The organism is Kitasatospora sp. NPDC051170, assembly GCF_044455705.1.
In the GTDB taxonomy this organism is placed as follows: domain Bacteria; phylum Actinomycetota; class Actinomycetes; order Streptomycetales; family Streptomycetaceae; genus Kitasatospora.
In genome coordinates this window covers 1-17,740 of sequence record NZ_JBITFA010000018.1, presented here as the reverse complement: position 1 = coordinate 17,740, position 17,740 = coordinate 1, and the positions used below count along the sequence as shown (strand labels likewise).

General features: G+C 73.3%; 10 protein-coding genes. 5 read left to right on the top strand and 5 right to left on the bottom strand.

The features are described from left to right. The first annotated feature begins 206 nt into the window (after nt 1-206). A complete protein-coding gene (locus ACIBCA_RS30970) occupies nt 207-1,871 on the top strand; it encodes a peptide-N4-asparagine amidase (protein ID WP_396286357.1) in 1,665 nt (554 codons plus the stop codon). Between the two features lie 356 nt (nt 1,872-2,227). Here the strand turns inward: ACIBCA_RS30970 and ACIBCA_RS30965 are convergent, their stop codons facing one another. The 5 genes from ACIBCA_RS30965 to ACIBCA_RS30945 form a co-directional block, all read right to left on the bottom strand. After that, nucleotides 2,228-3,286 carry a hypothetical protein gene (locus ACIBCA_RS30965; RefSeq protein WP_396286356.1) on the bottom strand — a complete coding sequence of 353 codons (1,059 nt, stop codon included), beginning with the start codon at nt 3,284-3,286 and terminating at the stop codon, nt 2,228-2,230. A gap of 136 nt (nt 3,287-3,422) precedes the next feature. Then, nucleotides 3,423-5,006 (bottom strand): alpha-amylase family glycosyl hydrolase, encoded by a 1,584-nt coding sequence (locus tag ACIBCA_RS30960; RefSeq protein ID WP_396286355.1) that lies wholly within the window; start codon nt 5,004-5,006, stop codon nt 3,423-3,425. Between the two features lie 206 nt (nt 5,007-5,212). After that, nucleotides 5,213-5,857: a bifunctional 4-hydroxy-2-oxoglutarate aldolase/2-dehydro-3-deoxy-phosphogluconate aldolase gene (locus tag ACIBCA_RS30955; RefSeq protein ID WP_396286354.1), complete on the bottom strand. Its 645-nt coding sequence runs from the start codon at nt 5,855-5,857 to the stop codon at nt 5,213-5,215. Next, nucleotides 5,854-7,482 carry an amidohydrolase family protein gene (locus tag ACIBCA_RS30950; protein WP_396286515.1) on the bottom strand — a complete coding sequence of 543 codons (1,629 nt, stop codon included), beginning with the start codon at nt 7,480-7,482 and terminating at the stop codon, nt 5,854-5,856. Before ACIBCA_RS30950 ends, ACIBCA_RS30955 begins: the two co-directional genes overlap by 4 nt. Before the next feature lie 14 nt (nt 7,483-7,496). Beyond that, nucleotides 7,497-8,801, bottom strand: coding sequence for an amino acid deaminase (locus ACIBCA_RS30945; protein WP_396286353.1), 1,305 nt, complete (start codon nt 8,799-8,801; stop codon nt 7,497-7,499). 140 nt (nt 8,802-8,941) lie between these two features. Between ACIBCA_RS30945 and ACIBCA_RS30940 the strand changes: the two genes are divergently transcribed. From ACIBCA_RS30940 to ACIBCA_RS30925, 4 genes are all read left to right on the top strand, one after another. Beyond that, a complete protein-coding gene (locus tag ACIBCA_RS30940; protein WP_396286352.1) occupies nt 8,942-10,051 on the top strand; it encodes a sugar kinase in 1,110 nt (369 codons plus the stop codon). 31 nt (nt 10,052-10,082) lie between these two features. Continuing rightward, a complete protein-coding gene (locus ACIBCA_RS30935; RefSeq protein WP_396286351.1) occupies nt 10,083-10,832 on the top strand; it encodes an IclR family transcriptional regulator in 750 nt (249 codons plus the stop codon). Between the two features lie 35 nt (nt 10,833-10,867). Next, nucleotides 10,868-11,287, top strand: coding sequence for a RidA family protein (locus tag ACIBCA_RS30930; RefSeq protein ID WP_396286350.1), 420 nt, complete (start codon nt 10,868-10,870; stop codon nt 11,285-11,287). 332 nt (nt 11,288-11,619) lie between these two features. Then, the gene (locus ACIBCA_RS30925) at nt 11,620-17,532 is read left to right on the top strand and encodes an RICIN domain-containing protein (RefSeq protein WP_396286349.1); all 5,913 of its coding nucleotides are present in this window, start codon (nt 11,620-11,622) and stop codon (nt 17,530-17,532) included. Nucleotides 17,533-17,740: the final 208 nt, after the last annotated feature.

Here is a 17,740-nt window from a genome sequence, read left to right as displayed (position 1 = left end):
TCAGCGTAGGCACGGTGCGCACCGGAATCCAGAGGGCCTCCTCGCACCCACGTACCCCCACCCCCACCTCCCCTGACGCCGCAACAGCCCGCCGCATCGCCGCCGCCCCCACCCTTGACCCTCACATGCCACCACCGGAAGGATGCCCGGATCACCCACCCGGCCCGAGGCCCGCGCCCCGGGCCGCCCGACCCCGGGAACCGACCTTGGCCGTCCGCCAACTGCTCCGCCGCGCCGCCCGGTTGTTCGGCGCCGCGACCCTCGTGCTCGCCGGCAGCCTCACCGCCGCCGGCCCCGCGCACGCCGACTTCGGCACCGACTACCACGATCCCGTCACCGCCACCCGCCCGCTGACCCGCCCCGACACCCGTGCCTGCACCGTCGAGGTGATGCACGAACGGCAGTTCCGCAACGGGTACGGCAACCCGCCCGACACCCCGTACACCACCACCCTCACCCCGCCCGCCGACTGCGCCGGCCCCTGGTCGGCCGTGGTCATGGACCTCCACGGCCAGGTCGCCGGGCGGCAGTTCGACCGGATGTTCGGCGTCCGCGTCGGCGGCGTGCAGGTGCTGCTGTCCTCCACCCCGGAGCCGTCCAAGGACGGCATCGAGTGGCGCCTCGAACACGACCTGACCCGCTACGCGCCCCTGTTCGCGGCCGGCCCGCAGTCCTTCTCCTTCGATCTCGCCAACGTCACCGACGCCACCTACACCGGTGTCTTCACCATCAGCGCGAGCCTCACCTTCTACACGGCGGACGCGCACCGGCCCGCCGCCCGCACCCCCGACCAGGTGCTCACCACCGGCCCGTTCGCCCTCGCCCAGGCCACCCCGACCGCCACCGGCAGCCTGACCTTCCCGCAGAACCTCGAACGCCTCACCGCCGAGGTGTACGCCCGGGGCGGCGGCGCCTGCGAGGAGTTCGCGTACGCCTCCGCGCCGGACGCCTTCGCGGCCGCCAACCCGGGCAGCGGCATCTGCGGCAAGGGCCCGTTCCGCGAGCTGCGGCTCAGCGTGGACGGCCGGGTCGCGGGCACGGTCTGGCCGTACCCGGTGATCTACACCGGCGGCTGGGACCCGCTGCTCTGGCGGCCCGTCCCCGGCATCTTCGCCTTCGACCTGCCCGCCTACCGCCTCGACCTCACCCCGTACGTCGGCCTGCTGCTGGACGGGCGCCCGCACAGCCTCGGGATCACCGTCAACGCGAGCGAGGCGCAGAGCAACGACCTCTGGACCGGCCAGGTCAACTTCCTCGCCGAGACCGACCACGGCACCGCCCGCACGACCGGCGCGCTCACCGAGCACCGCGTGGCCCCCGAGGCCGAGGTGACCACGGACCTCTCCGACCACCGCGGCGGCAGCGGCGACTGGACGGTCACCGCCGCCCGGCACGACCTCGCCCGGGGCTGGGTCCAGACCTCGCACGGCCGGGTCACCACCGAGGTCCGTGACGACCTCGCCTTCAGCTCCGCCCAGCGGCTGCGCGACACCGGCAACGACGTGACCCTCCACAACCGCGCCGACCTCACCCGCAGCACCAGCACCTGGGGCTCGGGCCCGCACCGCACCATGACCGTCCACGAGGGCGAACCGCTGGACGTCACCTACCTGGTCACCCACGACGCCGCCGGGAACACCGACCAGCGCACCGCCATGGACCTCGGCTACCACCGCGAGACCACCGGCGCCACGGGCGGCCACGTCACCGACCGCGCCATCGTCGACCACACCCTGCGGCCGACGGCGCAGCGCCACGACGGGGACCGCACCGTCCGCACCGGCAGCAGCACCGAGGACTACCGCAGCACCGGGCCCGAGGGGCCGTACCACCGGACCCTGAGCTTCGTGGACGGCTGGCCCACGTCGTGAGGATCGGAGCCTGAGGGCCTTATCCGGACACGCCTGAGCCGGACACGACCGCGTCCACGGAGCCGAGGGGATGCTCCGTGGACGCGTGGAACCTGTGAGGCGGGGGTGGCCTCCGGGCTCGACTGACGCCCTCCGGCCGGTAGTTCGATCGTCGACCGAGGTAGTCGCTCAGCGGCGGACCCTGATCCTTCCGATCCGTCGCCCCTGCCTCCTGCGGTCGAACTCCTTCAGCTACCTCACAGGTCCATCTCTCATCATGCGCTTCTCCGAGCTGTTGCACCAGGGGCTTTTCACCCGAATTCGGATAATTTCACCCGTCGTCGATGCCCCGGCCCCGGGTGAGGTCCCTACGGAGGTCAGACCGCCGCCGCGGCCGCCTCCCCCATCTCCTCCTCGGCCTCCGCCGCCGTCTCCACCGGGCGCCGCCCCCGGCCCTCGTACAGCGCCGCGGCCACCATCGCCGCCCCGCCGAGCAGCAGCCACACCACCAGCGTCACCAGGTGCCCGCCGAAGCCCGCGCCGCCGTCGAAGTACAGGAGGCTGCGCACGCCCTCCATGAAGCCGGCGCCGTTCCAGAAGCCGTGCAGCCCGCCGAAGAATCCGTTCTGCAGCTCGGGCCGGTAGATCCCGCCGGAGGAGGTGAAGTTCAGCATAACGAACAGCACCATCAGCGTCAGCGTGGTCCACCGCCTGAGGAAGCTGTGCAGGCCGATGCCGACCAGCACGATGCCCGCCGAGTACAGCCAGCCGAGCGCCCAGACCGCCGCGAGGTCGTGCTCGACGACGTGGAACACCGGCCCGGCCGTGACGATCCCGATCACGCTCACCACCAGCGAGACGGCCACGCCCACCAGCGCCCGCAACCGCATGCTCAGCCCGGCCCCGGCGGCGCCGATCACCGCGACGCTCGCGTAGGAGCCGATGCTCAGCGCGACCAGCAGGAAGAACAGGCCCTGGCCGGTCGGGTCACCCGAGGCGAGCGGGGTCAGGTCGGTGACGTGCAGCGGGACGCCCTGACGGTCGGTGACGGTGCTGAAGACGGCGGTCGCGGCCACCACCGAGGTGTCCGAGTTGCCCTTGGCGACGATCAGTTCAGGGCTCTTCGCGTCCGGCACGAAGGCGCCGACCAGGTCGCGGTCGCGCAACTGCCGCTCGGCGGTGGCGCGGTCGGGCAGCGTACGGACGTCGAGCGCCTCGCCGGCCCTGGCGCGGATCGTCTGCGCCAGGCCGTCCGCCTGGGCGGTGGTGCCGACGACGGCGACCTTGAGGTGGTGCGGCTCGGGCTGGTGGAAGGCGCCCTGGTAGGCGAGCGCCATGCCCAGGCACATGAGCAGCGGGGTGAGCAGGTGGACGGCGAGGTGCTTGAGCGCGTGCCCCGGGGTGGGCGCTGCGGCGGGGGTGTGGGGTGTGCTCATGGGGTCCGTACCGTTCTCCGAGTCTCCAGAATGGATGGCTTTTACAACCAATGAGGGTGGCAAATGCAACCATCGGTGGATGTAGCTTACAACCGTCTGACATCGCCCGGAAGCCGGCCCGGTCACCCCGGGGGCATCAGCTCAGCTCGAACACCCCGTACGAGAACCCGTCGGCCCGCAGTTCCCCGTCCACCGCCCGCACCCCCTGGGCGTCCAGCGCCCGCGCCTTCCGCCCCTGCGGCACCGCGACGGCCCCCGGCTCGCGGCGCGGGTTGACGGCCACCAGGTAGCGCCCGTCCCGCAGGTACACCAGCGGGTACCCGGCGTGCCGCACCTCCACCGACCCCGACGGGCCCAGCCCCGGGTGCGAGCGGCGCAGCGCGATCAGCCGCCGGACGGTGTGCAGCAGGGAGGTCGGGTCGGCGCGCTGCGAGAGGACGTCGGGCCGGTGCGGGTCCGGGTCGACGGGCAGGTAGAGCCGCTCGGGCGGGGCGCTGGAGAACCCGGCCGTGGGGCCCGGCGTCCACTGCATCGGGGTGCGCGAACCGGCCCGGTTGAAGCGCGGGCCGAGCACGCTGCCCTCGGCGTCCGGCAGGCCGGGCAGGTAGCGCATGCCGATCTCGTCACCGTAGTAGATCGCGGGCAGGGTCGGCCAGGTGAGCAACAGGGCGAAGGCGGGGGCGAGTTGCTCGGCGGTGCGCGGGGCGGTGGCGAGGCGGGAGAAGTCGTGGTTGGCGCTCGGCAGGACGATCTGCCCGCTGCCCCGGGTGAGGCCCGCGGCGGAGCGCCAGGCGTCGAGGAAGGGCTGCGGGGTGCCGCGGCCCTCGGCCTCGAAGTAGCAGGCGTCCTGGTGCCAGGACTCCTCGACCGTCCCGCCGTTGTTGTTCCAGAGGGAGCGCAGGGGCAGCCCGTCGTCCTCGCCGCCGAAGTGCAGGAAGAAGTCGGCGTGGAAGCCCGCGGCGACGGCGGCGGCCGGGTCGCCCCACTCGGCGAACAGGGCGGCCTCGGGGTGGGCGCGGTCGAGCCAGTCGCGCAGCTCCGTCCAGAGCTTGGTGGTCTCGGCCTTGTCCGGGTCGTCCTTGACCAGCGAGTACGCCATGTCCACCCGGAAGCCGGCCACGCCCAGGCCCAGCCAGTGCTCCATGATCTCCCGCAGGGCCGCCCGGTTGGCGCGCGGGCCCTCGGCGTCCACCGGCTGGCGCCAGGGCTCCTCTGAACTGCCGCGCGCGTAGCCGAAGTTGAGGGCTGGCTGGCAGTCGAAGAAGTTCGGCCGGTACCAGCCGGGTCGGCTGCCGGGCGAGGCGACGAAGCCGTCCACCTGCCGGTCGGACCAGATGTAGCGGTGGTCGGACGGGTCCTCGGCGGCGGCCAGGAACCAGGGGTGGCGGTCGGAGGTGTGGCCGGCGACGAGGTCCAGCAGGACGCGCACGCCCCGGCGGCGGGCGGCCTCGACGAGCGCCGCCAGGTCCTCGGTCCGGCCGTAGCGGGGCGCCGGGGCGAGGTAGTCGGTGATGTCGTAGCCCGCGTCGCGGAAGGGCGAGGCGAAGCAGGGGTTGAGCCAGACGGTGTCGACGCCGAGCCAGGCGAGGTGGTCGAGGTGCTCGGTGATCCCGGCGAAGTCGCCGATGCCGTCGCCGTCGGAGTCCGCGAAGCTCTGCGGGTAGATCTGGTAGAGCACGGCGTCGGCGAGCCACGAGGGGCCTGGGCGGGTCGCGGTCATGGGGCGGGTCCTCCTGCCGGGTCCGGGGCTGCGAACGGCCGAGGCCGTGTCTTTCGGCTCAGCACCCGGGGCCGCGCCCCTCCCGAGGGAAGGCCGCCGGGCTCCGGGTGCCATCGATTCTCGTCCAATCCCGCCCGCCCCGACAGCCCGCCGCGACCTGCCCGTACGCCCGGGCCCGCCCTGTCCACCGGGGCTCGAGCGTCCGGTTAGGCCCGCACGACGCCGCAGGCCTCGGTGAAGGCCCGGGCCCGCCGGGTGATCTCCGCCCAGTCCCCCGCCGCGACGGCCTCCGGGGGCACCACCTCCGTGCCCGCGCAGACCGCCAGGGCGCCCTGGGCCAGGAACTCGGCCGCGTTGGCCGCGCTGACGCCGCCGGAGGCGACCAGCGGCACGCCGGGGTAGGGGCCGCGCAGGTCCTTGAAGTAACCGGGCCCGAACGCCCGGGCCGGGAAGATCTTGACGGCGGCGGCCCCGAGGTCCACCGCCTGGGCGACCTCGGTCGGGGTCAGCGCGCCGAGCACCACCGGCACCCCGGCGGCCCGCGCCGCCTGCGCGACCTCGGGCCGGCAGCCGGGGGTGACCAGGAAGGAGGCCCCGGCCGCGATCCCCCGCTCGGCCTGCTCGGCCGTCAGCACCGTTCCGACGCCGACCTTCCAGCCGGCGCCGGAGGCGCGCTTCAGATGGTCCGTCACATCCCTGGTGGTGTAGGTGAATTCGGTGATGCCGATCCCGCCCTCGGCCAGCGCGGCGCACAGTGCGGCGGCGTCCGGTATCCGGGGGGCGCGGACGACGGCGATGACCGGGTCCTCGCGCAGTTCGTCGGTCAGCGTGCTCACGGGGAGAGTGCTCACAGGGCCATGGTCCCTCGATCGGTGCGGCGCAGGGCGCGCCCGGGCCTGGCGCCCGTGGTGCGGCCCTGCCGGACGACGGCGGTGCCGTTGACGTAGACGTGCTCGATGCCCTCGGCGGGCAGCCGGGGCTGTTCGAAGGTGGCGGCGTCCCGGACGCGCTCCGGGTCCAGGAGCACCAGGTCGGCGTGGTAGCCGGGGGCGATCCGCCCGCGCCGGTGCAGCCCGAGGCGGGCGGCCGGGCGGCCGGTCATCCGGGCCACCGTCTCCTCCAGGGTGAGCACCCCCGACTCCCGGCTGTAGTGGCCGAGGTAGCGGGGGAAGGTGCCCCAGGCGCGCGGGTGCGGGCGGGCGCCGACGAGCAGGCCGTCGCTGCCCACGGTGTGGGCGCGGTGGCGCATGATCGCCCGGACGTTCTCCTCGTGGCCGACGTGCTGGAGGATGGTGGTCGCCAACTCGTCGCGCACCAGCAGGTCGAGGAACACCTCCGTCCCGGTGATCCCCTGTTCGGCGCCGAGTTCGGCCACCGTACGACCGACCGCGGCCGCCAGACCGGGCCAACGCACGCCGGAGATCTGGATGGTGGCCCAGTCGGTGACCACGCCGTGGCAGCCGTCGCTGCCCTTCTCCTCCACCTCGTACCTGATCCGCTCCCGGACGGCCGGGTCGGCCAGCCGCCGCAGGGTGGCCTCCGGGCCGCCCTCGGTGGCCCAACCAGGCAGCAGGGCCGCCAGGGTGGTGGAGCCGGGCAGGTAGGGATAGCTGTCCAGGGTGAGGTCGACGCCGTCCACCAGCGCCTCGTCGAGGAGGTCCAGGAACTCGCCGGCGCGCCCCTCGTTGACGCCGAAGTTCATCGTGGCGTGGGTGAGGTGCAGGGCGCAGCCGCTGCGGCGGGCGATCTCCACCATCTCCGCATACCCCTCCAACGCGCCGCGCCCGTACGAGCGTTGGTGCGGGGCGTGGAATCCGCCGTAGGCCGCGACCACGACGCACAGGTCGACGAGTTCGGCGGTGTCGGCGTACATCCCGGGGGTGTAGCTGAGGCCGCTGGACATGCCGACCGCGCCCTCCAGCAGGCCCTTGGCCAACTGCTGGCGCATCCGGTCAAGTTCGGCCGGGTTCGGCGCGCGGTCGGCCCAGCCCATGGCGAGCATCCGCAGGGAGCCGTGCGGGACGAGGTAGCAGGCGTTGACGGCGACGCCGGTGCGGTCGATCCGGTCGAGGTAGCCGGCGACGCCGCGCCAGTCCCAGTCGAAGCCGTCCGGATCGCCGTTCCAGCCCGCGAGTTGGCGCCGCAGCGCGGGCAGGGTGGTGTCGTCGACCGGGGCGTAGGAGAGCCCGTCCTGGCCGAGGACCTCGCAGGTGACGCCCTGGGTGACCTTGGCCGGGTGCTCGGGTTCGAGCAGCAGGGCCAGGTCGGAGTGGGCGTGCATGTCGATGAAGCCGGGGGTGAGGACCAGCCCGTCCGCGTCCACCGTCTCGGGGGCGTCGAGCCTCGGGCCGACCTCCGTGATCAGGCCGCCCTCGATCCGTACGTCCGCCCGGTGGCGCTCGACGCCGGTGCCGTCCACGACGGTGGCGCCCCGGAAGACGGTCGCTCCGACGCCCGCCATCGGAGCCCTGCCCATGAGAGCCCTGCCCATCAGAAGAATGTCCTGATCAGACCGGTCACCTTCGGCTCGTCGGCGTCCGCCGAGTCCAGCACCGGGATCGCCGTCCACTTGTCGAAGGCGGTGCACGGGTGCGAGACGCCGAGGCGCAGCACTGCGCCGACGGGGGCGAGGTCGCCCGCGTCCCGCAGGAAGGCGTGCTGGTCGTTGAGCGCGGTGACGCGGGCGGCGGTGCCCGTCAACTCGGCTCCGCCGCGTACGCGTTGGGGCTCGGGCAGGCCCTCGTCGAAGGGCAGGTCGCGCTTTCCGGCGTCCAGCAGCGCGAGTTGGGGCTCAGGGCGGGAGACGACCCGGGCCCAGCCGTGCAGCGCGCCGCGCAGCGGGGCCGTACCGGCGCTCCGGACGAAGGGCGAGATGCCGCGGTAGAAGCCGTCGTCGTGGGCGAGGTAGGCGCCGGAGCGCAGCAGGACGAGGGCGTCGGGCAGACCGGCCAACTCCTCGACGACCTGGTCGAAGTAGGCGCTGCCGCCGGCGGTGACCACGGGCCGGGCGTCGTCGGGGTAGGCGCGGGAGAGCCGTCCGTGGAGGGTGGCGAGGTCCTTCAGGTAGGCGCGGACGGCGGCCAGCGCCTCGGGGGCGGCGTCGTGGGCGAGCGCGCCCTCGTACCCGGCGACCCCGGCCAGGCGCAGGCCGGGCGCGCGCAGCACGGCGGCGGCGACCTCGACGGCGGCGTCCACGCCCCGGGCGCCGGTGCGCCCGCCGGGGCCGCCGAGTTCGACGAGCACCTCGACGGGCCGTTCGACGCGGGCGGCGCGCAGCGCCTCGTCCATCAGGCGGACGCTCTCGACGGAGTCGACCCAGGAGACGAAGGCGAAGGCCGGGTCGTCGGCGAGTTCGGCGGCGAGCCAGCCGAGCCCGGCCGGGTCGAGCAGGGTGTTGGCGAGCAGGATGCGCCGCACGCCGAAGGCGCGGGCGACGCGGACCTGCGGGAGGTTGGCGAGGGTGATGCCGTGGGCGCCGGCGGCGAGCTGGGCCTGCCAGAGGGCGGGGGCCATGGTGGTCTTGCCGTGCGGGGCGAGGGCCACGCCGGCGTCGGCGCACCAGTCGGCCATGGTGCGCAGGTTGTGTTCGAGGGCGCCGGCGTCGAGGGTGAGCAGCGGGGTGCCGAGGTCGCCGAGGGTCGGTCCGGTGGCGAGCCAGTCGTGGACGGTCCGGCCCCACGACTGCGGCGGGGCGGCCTTGAACCTCCAGTCCAGCGTCTCCTCGGCGAGGGCGGCCACCGCGCCCTCGGCGATACCGGGCCCGCGGACGCTGTGCGCGAAGGTCTGCTCCACCATGTTCCTCCATCTGCCGTGTTGCAACATGCGCAACGAGGGTTGCACATGCTGGCATCACGGTTCTAGCATCGGCGCCGGATCAGGGTCAACGGAACCGTCACCACCGCTTGCCGGACCAGCCGGACGAGGAGCCCCAGCAGATGCCGCGACAGGACACCCCGCCCCCGCCCCGACCAGGCCCTCCCGCCGTCGCGGTCTGTGTGGGCGAGTCGATGGCCGTCCTGCTCCCGGACCGCCCTGGCCCCCTGGAGGCCGTCGAGAACTTCCGCCTCTCCGTGGGCGGCGCCGAGTCCAACGTGGCGGGCGCACTCGCCGCGCTCGGCGTGCCGACCGCCTGGATCAGCCGCGTCGGCGACGACGGCTTCGGCCGGCGGCTGCTCGCCGAGGTCGCCGCGCGCGGCGTGGACGTCTCCGCCGTCGCCGTCGACCCGCACCGCCCGACGGGCCTGTACCTCAAGGAGGTCGGCGGCGCCTCCGGCCACCACCACGACCTCGGCCCCGGCCGCAGCCGCCTGCACTACCACCGCCGGGGCTCGGCCGCCGCCGCCCTCTCCCCCGCCCTGCTCACCGACCCGGCCGCCGCCGCCCTGCTCGCCGGCGCCCGCCTGCTGCACCTGTCCGGCATCACCGCCGCGCTCTCCGACGACTGCCTGGCCCTGCTGCGCGCCCTCCTCGCCGACCGCCACCCGGGCCGGATCGTCAGCTTCGACCTCAACTGGCGCCCGGCCCTGTGGCGCGAGCGCGACCCCTCCGTCCTGCCGCCCCTGCTGGACGCCGCCGACGTCCTGCTGCTCGGGGCCGACGAGGCCGAGGACGCCTTCGGCACCGGCGACGCGGCCGCCCTGCGCCGCCGCTTCCCCGGCCCCGCGACGGTGGTGGTCAAGGACGCCGCCCGCGCCGTCACCGCGCTGGAGCGCGACGGGACGGCCGTGACGGAACCCGCGCTCGACGTCGAGGTCGTCGAGGCCACCGGCGCCGGCGACGCCTTCGCGGCCGGCTACCTCGCCGGCACCGTCCACGGCCTGGACCAGCGCAGGCGGCTGCGCCTCGGCCACCTCAGCGCCGCCTGCGCGCTCACCGCCCCCGGCGACCAGGCCGAACTGCCGCCCGCCCCGGTGCTCACCGCGCTGCTCGACGCCTCCGCCGCCGACTGGGCCGCCACCCGCGTCAGCGCGGAGGGCATCACCTGCCCCGCGCTGCGCTGCGGCCCGGCCACCGACCTGGCAGCACGCGACCGGGCGGCACAATGAGCGGGAACCCCGACCCCCGGAGCCGAGCCCGATGAGCCAGACCGTCACCCGCGCCCTGCGCATCCTCGCCGAACTCGGGGAGGGCGAACGCTCCCTCGACCAGCTCGCCGAGGTGCTCGGCGTGCACAAGACCACCGTGCTGCGCCTGCTCCAGAGCCTGGAGGAGGAACGGTTCGTCTACCGGGACGCCGGCTACCGCTACCACCTCGGCGCGGGCCTGTTCGCGCTCTCCGGCCTCGCCCTGGAACAGCGCGGCATCCGCCGCATCGCCGCCCCGCACCTGGCCGAGCTCAACGCCGCCACCGGCCAGACCGTGCACCTGGCCGCGTACGAGGGCGGCGAGGTCGTCTACATCGACAAGTTCGACTCCCGCCACCCGGTCAGGATGTACTCGCGGATCGGCCTGCGCGCCGCCCTCCACAGCGCCGCCGTCTCCAAGGTGCTGCTCGCCGACCTGCCGCTGCCCGAGCGCCGCCGGGTCGTCGCCGGGATCGACTTCACCCCCCACACCCCGCACACGATCACCTCCCCCGAGGCGCTGCTCTCCGAGCTGGAGAAGGTCGCCGTCCAGGGCTGGGCACAGGACCACGCCGAGCACGAGGCGTTCATCAACTGCGTGGCCGCGCCGATCCGGGAGGTCGGCGGCCGGGTGATCGCCGCCGCCTCGATCTCCGTGCCCGACGTCCTCCTCCCGTACGAGCAGGTGCTGGACCTCCTGCCCCAGCTGCTCGCCACCACCCGCGCGATCTCCGCCGACTGCGGCCGCCCCGACCACAACTGACGAACCGTCACCCACTGCAAGGAGCCTGGAACCCGATGTCCTCCGAGAAGACCGAGAAGACCGAGATCCGCACCGACGGCGCCCCCGCGCCCGCCTGGATGTTCTCCCAGGGCGTCCGCAAGGGCCCCATCCTCCAGGTCTCCGGCCAGGGCCCGCAGGACCCGGCCACCGGCGAGTACCTGCACCACGGCGACGTGAAGGCCCAGACCCGCCGCACCCTGGAGAACGTCAAGGCCATCGTCGAGGCCGGCGGCGCGACCGTCGAGGACGTGGTCATGTTCCGCGTCTACCTCACCAAGCGCGCGGACTTCCCGCTGATGAACGAGGTCTACGCCGAGTTCATCGACGAGAACATCGCGCCGGGCGGCGTGAAGCCCTGCCGCACCACGATCTTCGTCGAACTGCCCCAGGAGCCCATGCTGGTGGAGATCGACGCCCAGGCGGTCGTCGCCTGACCGCACTCCACACCCCGCGAAGGCCCGCCCCCTGGAAGCCGCCAGGGGCGGGCCTTCGCGGGTTGCGGCGGCGCAGGCCCGCTGGTGTTCCCCCCGCGCGACGTCGTTCGGCTGTTGATGCCGTGTAGATGCCGTGTATACGTCCGCCTGGTTCGGTGCCGGTCGGCGAACCGCGTCTGCGGGAGCCGGTCCAGTTCCCGCGATGTGAGGACGGCATGCTCGAACACCACAGCCCACCACGGCCGGTACGAAACCCGGCGACATCACCGTTCCGAACTCGGCCCCGGGCATCGGGTACGACGGTCGTCCTGGTCCTGGCCCTGCTCGCCACGATGATGCAGTTCCTCCCGGTGCTCACCTCGTCGGCGTCCGCCGCCGTGGCCGACCACTCGGTGGCGACCTGGAACATGCAGCGGAAGAAGAAGAACTGGCAGACCGCGCTGACCTATCTCCTCCCGGGGCGCGAGGCGGTGGCCCTCCAGGAGGTGCCGGACAACATCACCGCACCGAGGGGCTACGACCTCTACTCGCCGGTGCCCAACGACCCGGACGACATCGGGACCTTCCTTCGATTCGGAGGAACCAGGAACAACACGTACTCCGTGTACAAGCACGAATGGAGAGTCCAGGGCCGTCAAGCCCCGGACGCGGACAGCGTCTACGTCTACTACCTCAATACCGACAGCCGTGGCACGAACATCGCGTTCATGACCCACACGGATCTGGACGTCCGCGACGGGCAGGGTCAGGTCGACGTCATCGGCTGGCGGGACGACTTCGACGTTCGCGGCAAGTATCCGAAGCCCATGCTGGGGCTCAAGCTCGGTGACACCTGGTTCTACAGCGCGCACATGCTCACGGACGGCGGTGACGACGCCGTCGACCAGCTCACGGCGGTCAACGCGGCGAGGCAGGGGCAGAAGTGGGCGGTCATGGGCGACTTCAACCGCAAGCCGGCGACTCTGGCCGCGGCGCTCACGGCGCACCCCTGGTGGCATGCGATACGGAGCGGCCAGGAGACCCGGCCGACAAGCCCGGTGGGGGAACGCGAACTGGACTACATGGTCGCGAGTGACCCCCCGGCGGGCGTGGCCCAGGAGTACACCGGTTTCGTCCAGGGGTTCTTCAACGACGTCCAGTCCGACCACCGGCCCGTCGGGTTCCGGCTGGAACAGGATCCCCAACGCCGGCAGAACCGGCGGGACAACTGTCCGCCGGGCCTTCGGCCGCTTCCCCGCGCCGCGGCCGTACCGGCCGTCGCCACCACCGCATCCGACACCACCGCGTCCGACACCACCGCCCTGCAGACACCTGCGAGCACCGACACCTCGGCACCGCAGCACGGCAGGACCTCGGTCCTGACCTCGGCCTCCGGCAACCTGGTCGCCGACGTGACGGGCGGTTCACCGGCCGCCGGAACGGGGGTGCGCGCCGCCGCTCCCGCCTGTGCCCCGCAGCAGAACTGGGCGACCTGGCAGAAGTCCGACGACACCTGGGTGATCGAGACCGGGCTGACCAACGGCACCACCCCCGCAGGACAGGGCAGCGTGCTCGGCCTCCCCACCTACGGCGACCAGGTGGCGATCCGCCCGATCGAGAACGACGCGACCGGAAAGCCCGACGGCAGTCCGGGCCAGCGCTGGCGGTTCACCCCCGCCGACGAGGACGGCTGGTACCGGATCACCGCCGCGTCCACCGGGGCCTGCCTCACCGCCTCGACGGACGGGGCCGGCCTGACCACGAAGGACTGCGACGGGTCCGACCGGCAGCGGTGGCGGCTGTCCATGCCGTGCAACGGGCCCGGTCACGCCGTTCCGGGCTTCCCGGACACCCCGTGGCCGGCCGTGGCCGACCACCCCGAGCTGACCTGGCCGTCCCTGCCCGGACACCCGGCCATCCCCTGGCCGTCCGTCCCCGGCTACCCGAACGTCCCGATGCCCGGCCACCCCGACCTGCCGGAGGTCCGCTGGCCCGGGTTCCCGACCGTGCCGAGCCGACCGTGGCCGACGATCGGCGGCCACCCCGAGGCGACCTGGCCCTCCGTGCCGGGCTTCCCGACCACCCCCTGGCCCGCGATGCCCGGGCACCCCGACGTCCCGTGGCCGGTGCTTCCGCTGCCCGGCAACGGGAACGACGACGGCACCGCCCTGATCCCCGGCCTCCCCGCGATCACCGACCCGGCGATCCCGGACCACCCGGGCCTCGCCTGGCCGACCGTTCCCGGGTTCCCGCAGGTCAAGTGGCCCTCCGTCCCCGGCAATCCGACCGTTCCGTTCCCCGGCCACCCCGCCATGCCGAAGATCACGTGGCCGGGCGCGCCGTCGTTCCCGTCCGTCCCGTGGCCCTCGGTGCCGGACCAGCCCTTCTGGAACTGGCCGTCCGTCCCGGGCTTCCAGAGGATCCCGTGGCCCTCGCTACCCGGTCTGCCGAACGTGCCGTGGCCGACCACCTCGGGCTTCCCGAACGACCCCGCCGCGTCCGCCAATCCGCCCAAGGCCCCGGAGCAGCCGGACAAGTGCGAGCCGGCGGACACCAACCATCCGGCCAGCGACGACACCACGCCCGGCCCCGGCGATCCCGATCCCGGTGGCACGCCCGGAGGGGGACCGGGACCGTCCCTGCCCTCGCTCCCCGGCATCCCGATCATCGGCTTCCCCTGGCTGCCCAGCCTGCCCTCCTGGGGCGGCAGCGGCCCCGGCGGGCCCAGTTGGCCCGGCAGCGGCCCCGGCGGCGGTTCGCCGGCGGAGCCGACCCAGGGGATCGGCCTCGTCTCCGCCGCCGACCCCCAACTGGTGCCGGACGTACGCGGCGGCGTGCCCGCCGTGGGCACGCCCGTCCAGGCGTGGCAGCCCAACCCGACCGACTCCCAGCGCTGGGCGTTCTGGGACCGGGGCAACGGCAACTGGCTGATCGAGACCCGGCTCACGTACGGCGGAAACCGCCCGGAGGAGCGGCTCGTCCTCGGGCAGGACACCTCCGCCCACCGCACCGAGCTCCAGGCGGTGGCGGCGGACCGCACGAACCAGCTCTGGAAGTTCGCCGACGCCGGGAACGGCTGGTCGACGGTCACCAACGGTGACGGCGGCGGCTGCCTGACCCTGTCCGCCTCCGGCCAGCCGCTGACGGTCGGCACCTGCGACGGCTCCGACCGCCAGAAGTTCCGCCTGACCGGCCCCACCGGCAGCGACGGCGGCGGCGCCGGCTCGGTACCCGTCTACTCGGCGTTCCCGGGCAAGTGCCTGGACGTCACCGGAGGCATCACGACCGACAAGACCCCGATCGACCTGTACGACTGCAACAACACCCGCTCCCAGCGCTGGACCCCGTCCGCGACCAGCGGCGTCTTCACCCTGAAGGCGTTCGACAAGTGCCTGGACGTGACCGGAGGCCTCACCGGCCGCGGCACCCGGGTCGACCTGTACACCTGCAACGGCACCACTGCCCAGAACTGGCAGCAGGGCGACAACTTCTCGCTCGTCAACCCTGCCTCGGGCAGGTGCCTGGACGTCACCGGCGGCAACTCCGCGAACGGCACCGCCCTGCAGATCTGGGACTGCAACGCGTCCGACTCGCAGCGCTGGGGCCTGGGCACCGTCCCGCCCCGCGCCACCCAGCCGCCCGCGCCGAAGCCGGGCACCGGCCCGGTGGTCAACCCCGGCATCGGGGCCGGACAGGTCTCCACCCTCGTCTCCGGGAACAACGGGATGGTGGCGGACCTGGACGGTGCGAGCACCGGCTCGGGCACCTCGATCAAGGCGCTCGGCGCCAACGGCAACGACGCCCAGCGCTGGGCCTTCTGGGCCACCGCGAACGGACGCTGGATCATCGAGACCCTCCTGACCGACGGCAAGACCGCCGCCGGCCAGGGCATGGTCATGGACCACGACCCCGGCAACCACCGCACCCACCTGGTCCGGGTGATGGACGGCAACGCCAACCAGCACTGGGCCTTCCAGGACGCCGGGAACGGCTGGTACTGGATCACCAGCGACACCGACAACAACTGCCTCACCGCCAACAACCCCGGCGAAGCCCTCGCCATCAGCCCCTGCGACGGCAGCGACCGCCAGAAGTGGCGCCTCGGTGACGTCGCCAACGGACCGAACCCGCCGGGTCAGCCGAGTCAACCGGGCCAGCCGAACCCGGCCGACAGCCCGGTCGTCAATCCCAGTGTCCGCAACAACCAGGTGGCGACGCTGCGTTCGGCGAACAACGGGATGGTCGCGGACCTGGACGGCGGCACCACCGGCTCGGGCACGTCGATCAAGGCGCTCGGCGCCAACGGCAACGACGCCCAGCGCTGGGCCTTCTGGGCCACCGCGAACGGACGCTGGATCATCGAGACCCTCCTGACCGACGGCAAGACCGCCGCCGGCCAGGGCATGGTCATGGACCACGACCCCGGCAACCACCGCACCCACCTGGTCCGGGTGATGGACGGCAACGCCAACCAGCACTGGGCCTTCCACGACGCCGGGAACGGCTGGTACTGGATCACCAGCGACACCGACAACAACTGCCTCACCGCCAACAACCCCGGCGAAGCCCTCGCCATCAGCCCCTGCGACAGCAGCGACCGCCAGAAGTGGCGCCTCGACAACCTCGCGCAGGGCCCCAACCCGCCGAACCCGGCCACCGGCCAGGTCGTCAACCCGGGCGTCGCGGACAACCGGGTCGCGACGCTGCGTTCCGCGAACAACGGGATGGTCGCGGACCTCGACGGCGGCACCACCAACTCCGGTAGGTCGATCAAGGCGCTCGGCGCCAACGGCAACGACGCCCAGCGCTGGGCCTTCTGGGCCACCGCGAACGGACGCTGGATCATCGAAACCCTCCTGACCGACGGCAAGACCGCCGCCGGCCAGGGCATGGTCATGGACCACGACCCCGGCAACCACCGCACCCACCTGATCCGGGTGATGGACGGCAACGCCAACCAGCACTGGGCCTTCCACGACGCGGGCAACGGCTGGTACTGGATCACCAGCGACACCGACAACAACTGCCTCACCGCCAACAACCCCGGCGAAGCCCTCGCCATCAGCCCCTGCGACGGCAGCGACCGCCAGAAGTGGCGCCTCGACAACGTGGCCCAGGGGCCGTCCGCTCCCCAGCCGCAGCCCCAGCCCGGCGGCGGATCCTCCGGCGGGTCGCCCGGTGGTCCGGTGGTCGGCCCGAACATCGGCAGCAGCCAGGTCGCCACGCTCCGCTCGAACAACAACGGGATGGTCGCCGACCTCGACGGCGGCAGCACCGCCTCCGGCACCTCGATCAAGGCACTGGGCGGGAACGGCAACGCCGCCCAGCGGTGGGCGTTCTGGGACGCGGGCAACGGTCAGTGGATCGTCGAGACCCTGCTCACGGACGGCAAGGCCGCGCCGGGCCAGGGCATGGTGATGGACCACGACCCCGGCAACCACCGCACCCACCTGACGCAGAACCAGCAGGGCAACGCCAACCAGCGCTGGTCCTTCCGCGACGCGGGCAACGGCTGGTACTGGATCGTCAGCGCCACCGACGGCGGCTGCCTCACCGCGAACAACGCCGGTGAGCAGCTCGGGGTGTGGCGGTGCGACGGCTCCGACAAGCAGCGCTGGCGCATGGACAACGTCCAGAACGGCCCGACCCCCGGTGCCGGCGGCGGCTCCGGCGGCGGGAACACCGGTGGCGGCGGTGGCGGCGGTGGCGGGAACACCGGTGGCGGCGGTGGCGGCGGCAACACCGGTGGTGGCCAGCCGTCCTCCGACTGCTCCCTCCAGCCTCCCGGCGCGGAGCGCCAGGGCTCCTGGATGTGGCGGAACTTCACCATCTGCCGCGGCCAGACCTTCGAGGCCACCGGCAACCCGGATCAGTGGACCGTCCTGAAGATGGAGGACAACGGCGAACTGGCGCTCTGGTACACGAGCGTCGACGAGCTCGGCCAGGAGCACCGGGTCAAGGAGTGGAGCGCTCCGAACACCGCCGGCTGCGGCACCCGGGCGACCATGCAGACGGACGGCAACTTCGTCGTCTACGGCGTCGGCAACCAGTCCTGCTGGTCCTCCGGCACCAACGGCTACACCAACGCCTGGCTGGAGATCAACCAGTCGGGAACGCTCTCGGTCTGGTGGAGCGACCAGAACCTGGCCGCGATCGGCATGGGCGGGCTGCTCACCTGGATCGGTCTGGTCCCGCGCCTGGAGTGGAGGGCCGGCACCCAGCACAAGATCTCCGTTCCCAACTGCGGCAGGATCAAGTGCTTCTGAGGCCTGCTCCTGACCGGTCGCACCGCTGACGGCGTCCGGCGACGCCGAAGGCCCGCACGAGGAGTTCAGCGAGGCGCGGGGGGGGGGGGTTCCCCCCCCGCGCCCCCCGGGGGGGGGGGGGGGGGGGGGGGCCCCCCCCCCCCCCCCCCACCCAAACGCCCCGAAAAAAGCAAACGCCCGCCCCGCCACGCCCGGGGAGGTGCCCCGG

Bases quoted from the DNA above. Each gene is read 5' to 3' on its own strand.
- ACIBCA_RS30965 (WP_396286356.1), bottom strand. From the start codon at position 3,286: ATGAGCACACCCCACACCCCCGCCGCAGCGCCCACCCCGGGGCACGCG.
- ACIBCA_RS30960 (WP_396286355.1), bottom strand. From the start codon at position 5,006: ATGACCGCGACCCGCCCAGGCCCCTCGTGGCTCGCCGACGCCGTGCTC.
- ACIBCA_RS30950 (WP_396286515.1), bottom strand. From the start codon at position 7,482: ATGGGCAGGGCTCCGATGGCGGGCGTCGGAGCGACCGTCTTCCGGGGC.
- ACIBCA_RS30945 (WP_396286353.1), bottom strand. From the start codon at position 8,801: ATGGTGGAGCAGACCTTCGCGCACAGCGTCCGCGGGCCCGGTATCGCC.
- ACIBCA_RS30940 (WP_396286352.1), top strand. From the start codon at position 8,942: ATGCCGCGACAGGACACCCCGCCCCCGCCCCGACCAGGCCCTCCCGCC.
- ACIBCA_RS30935 (WP_396286351.1), top strand. From the start codon at position 10,083: ATGAGCCAGACCGTCACCCGCGCCCTGCGCATCCTCGCCGAACTCGGG.
- ACIBCA_RS30930 (WP_396286350.1), top strand. From the start codon at position 10,868: ATGTCCTCCGAGAAGACCGAGAAGACCGAGATCCGCACCGACGGCGCC.
- ACIBCA_RS30925 (WP_396286349.1), top strand. From the start codon at position 11,620: ATGATGCAGTTCCTCCCGGTGCTCACCTCGTCGGCGTCCGCCGCCGTG.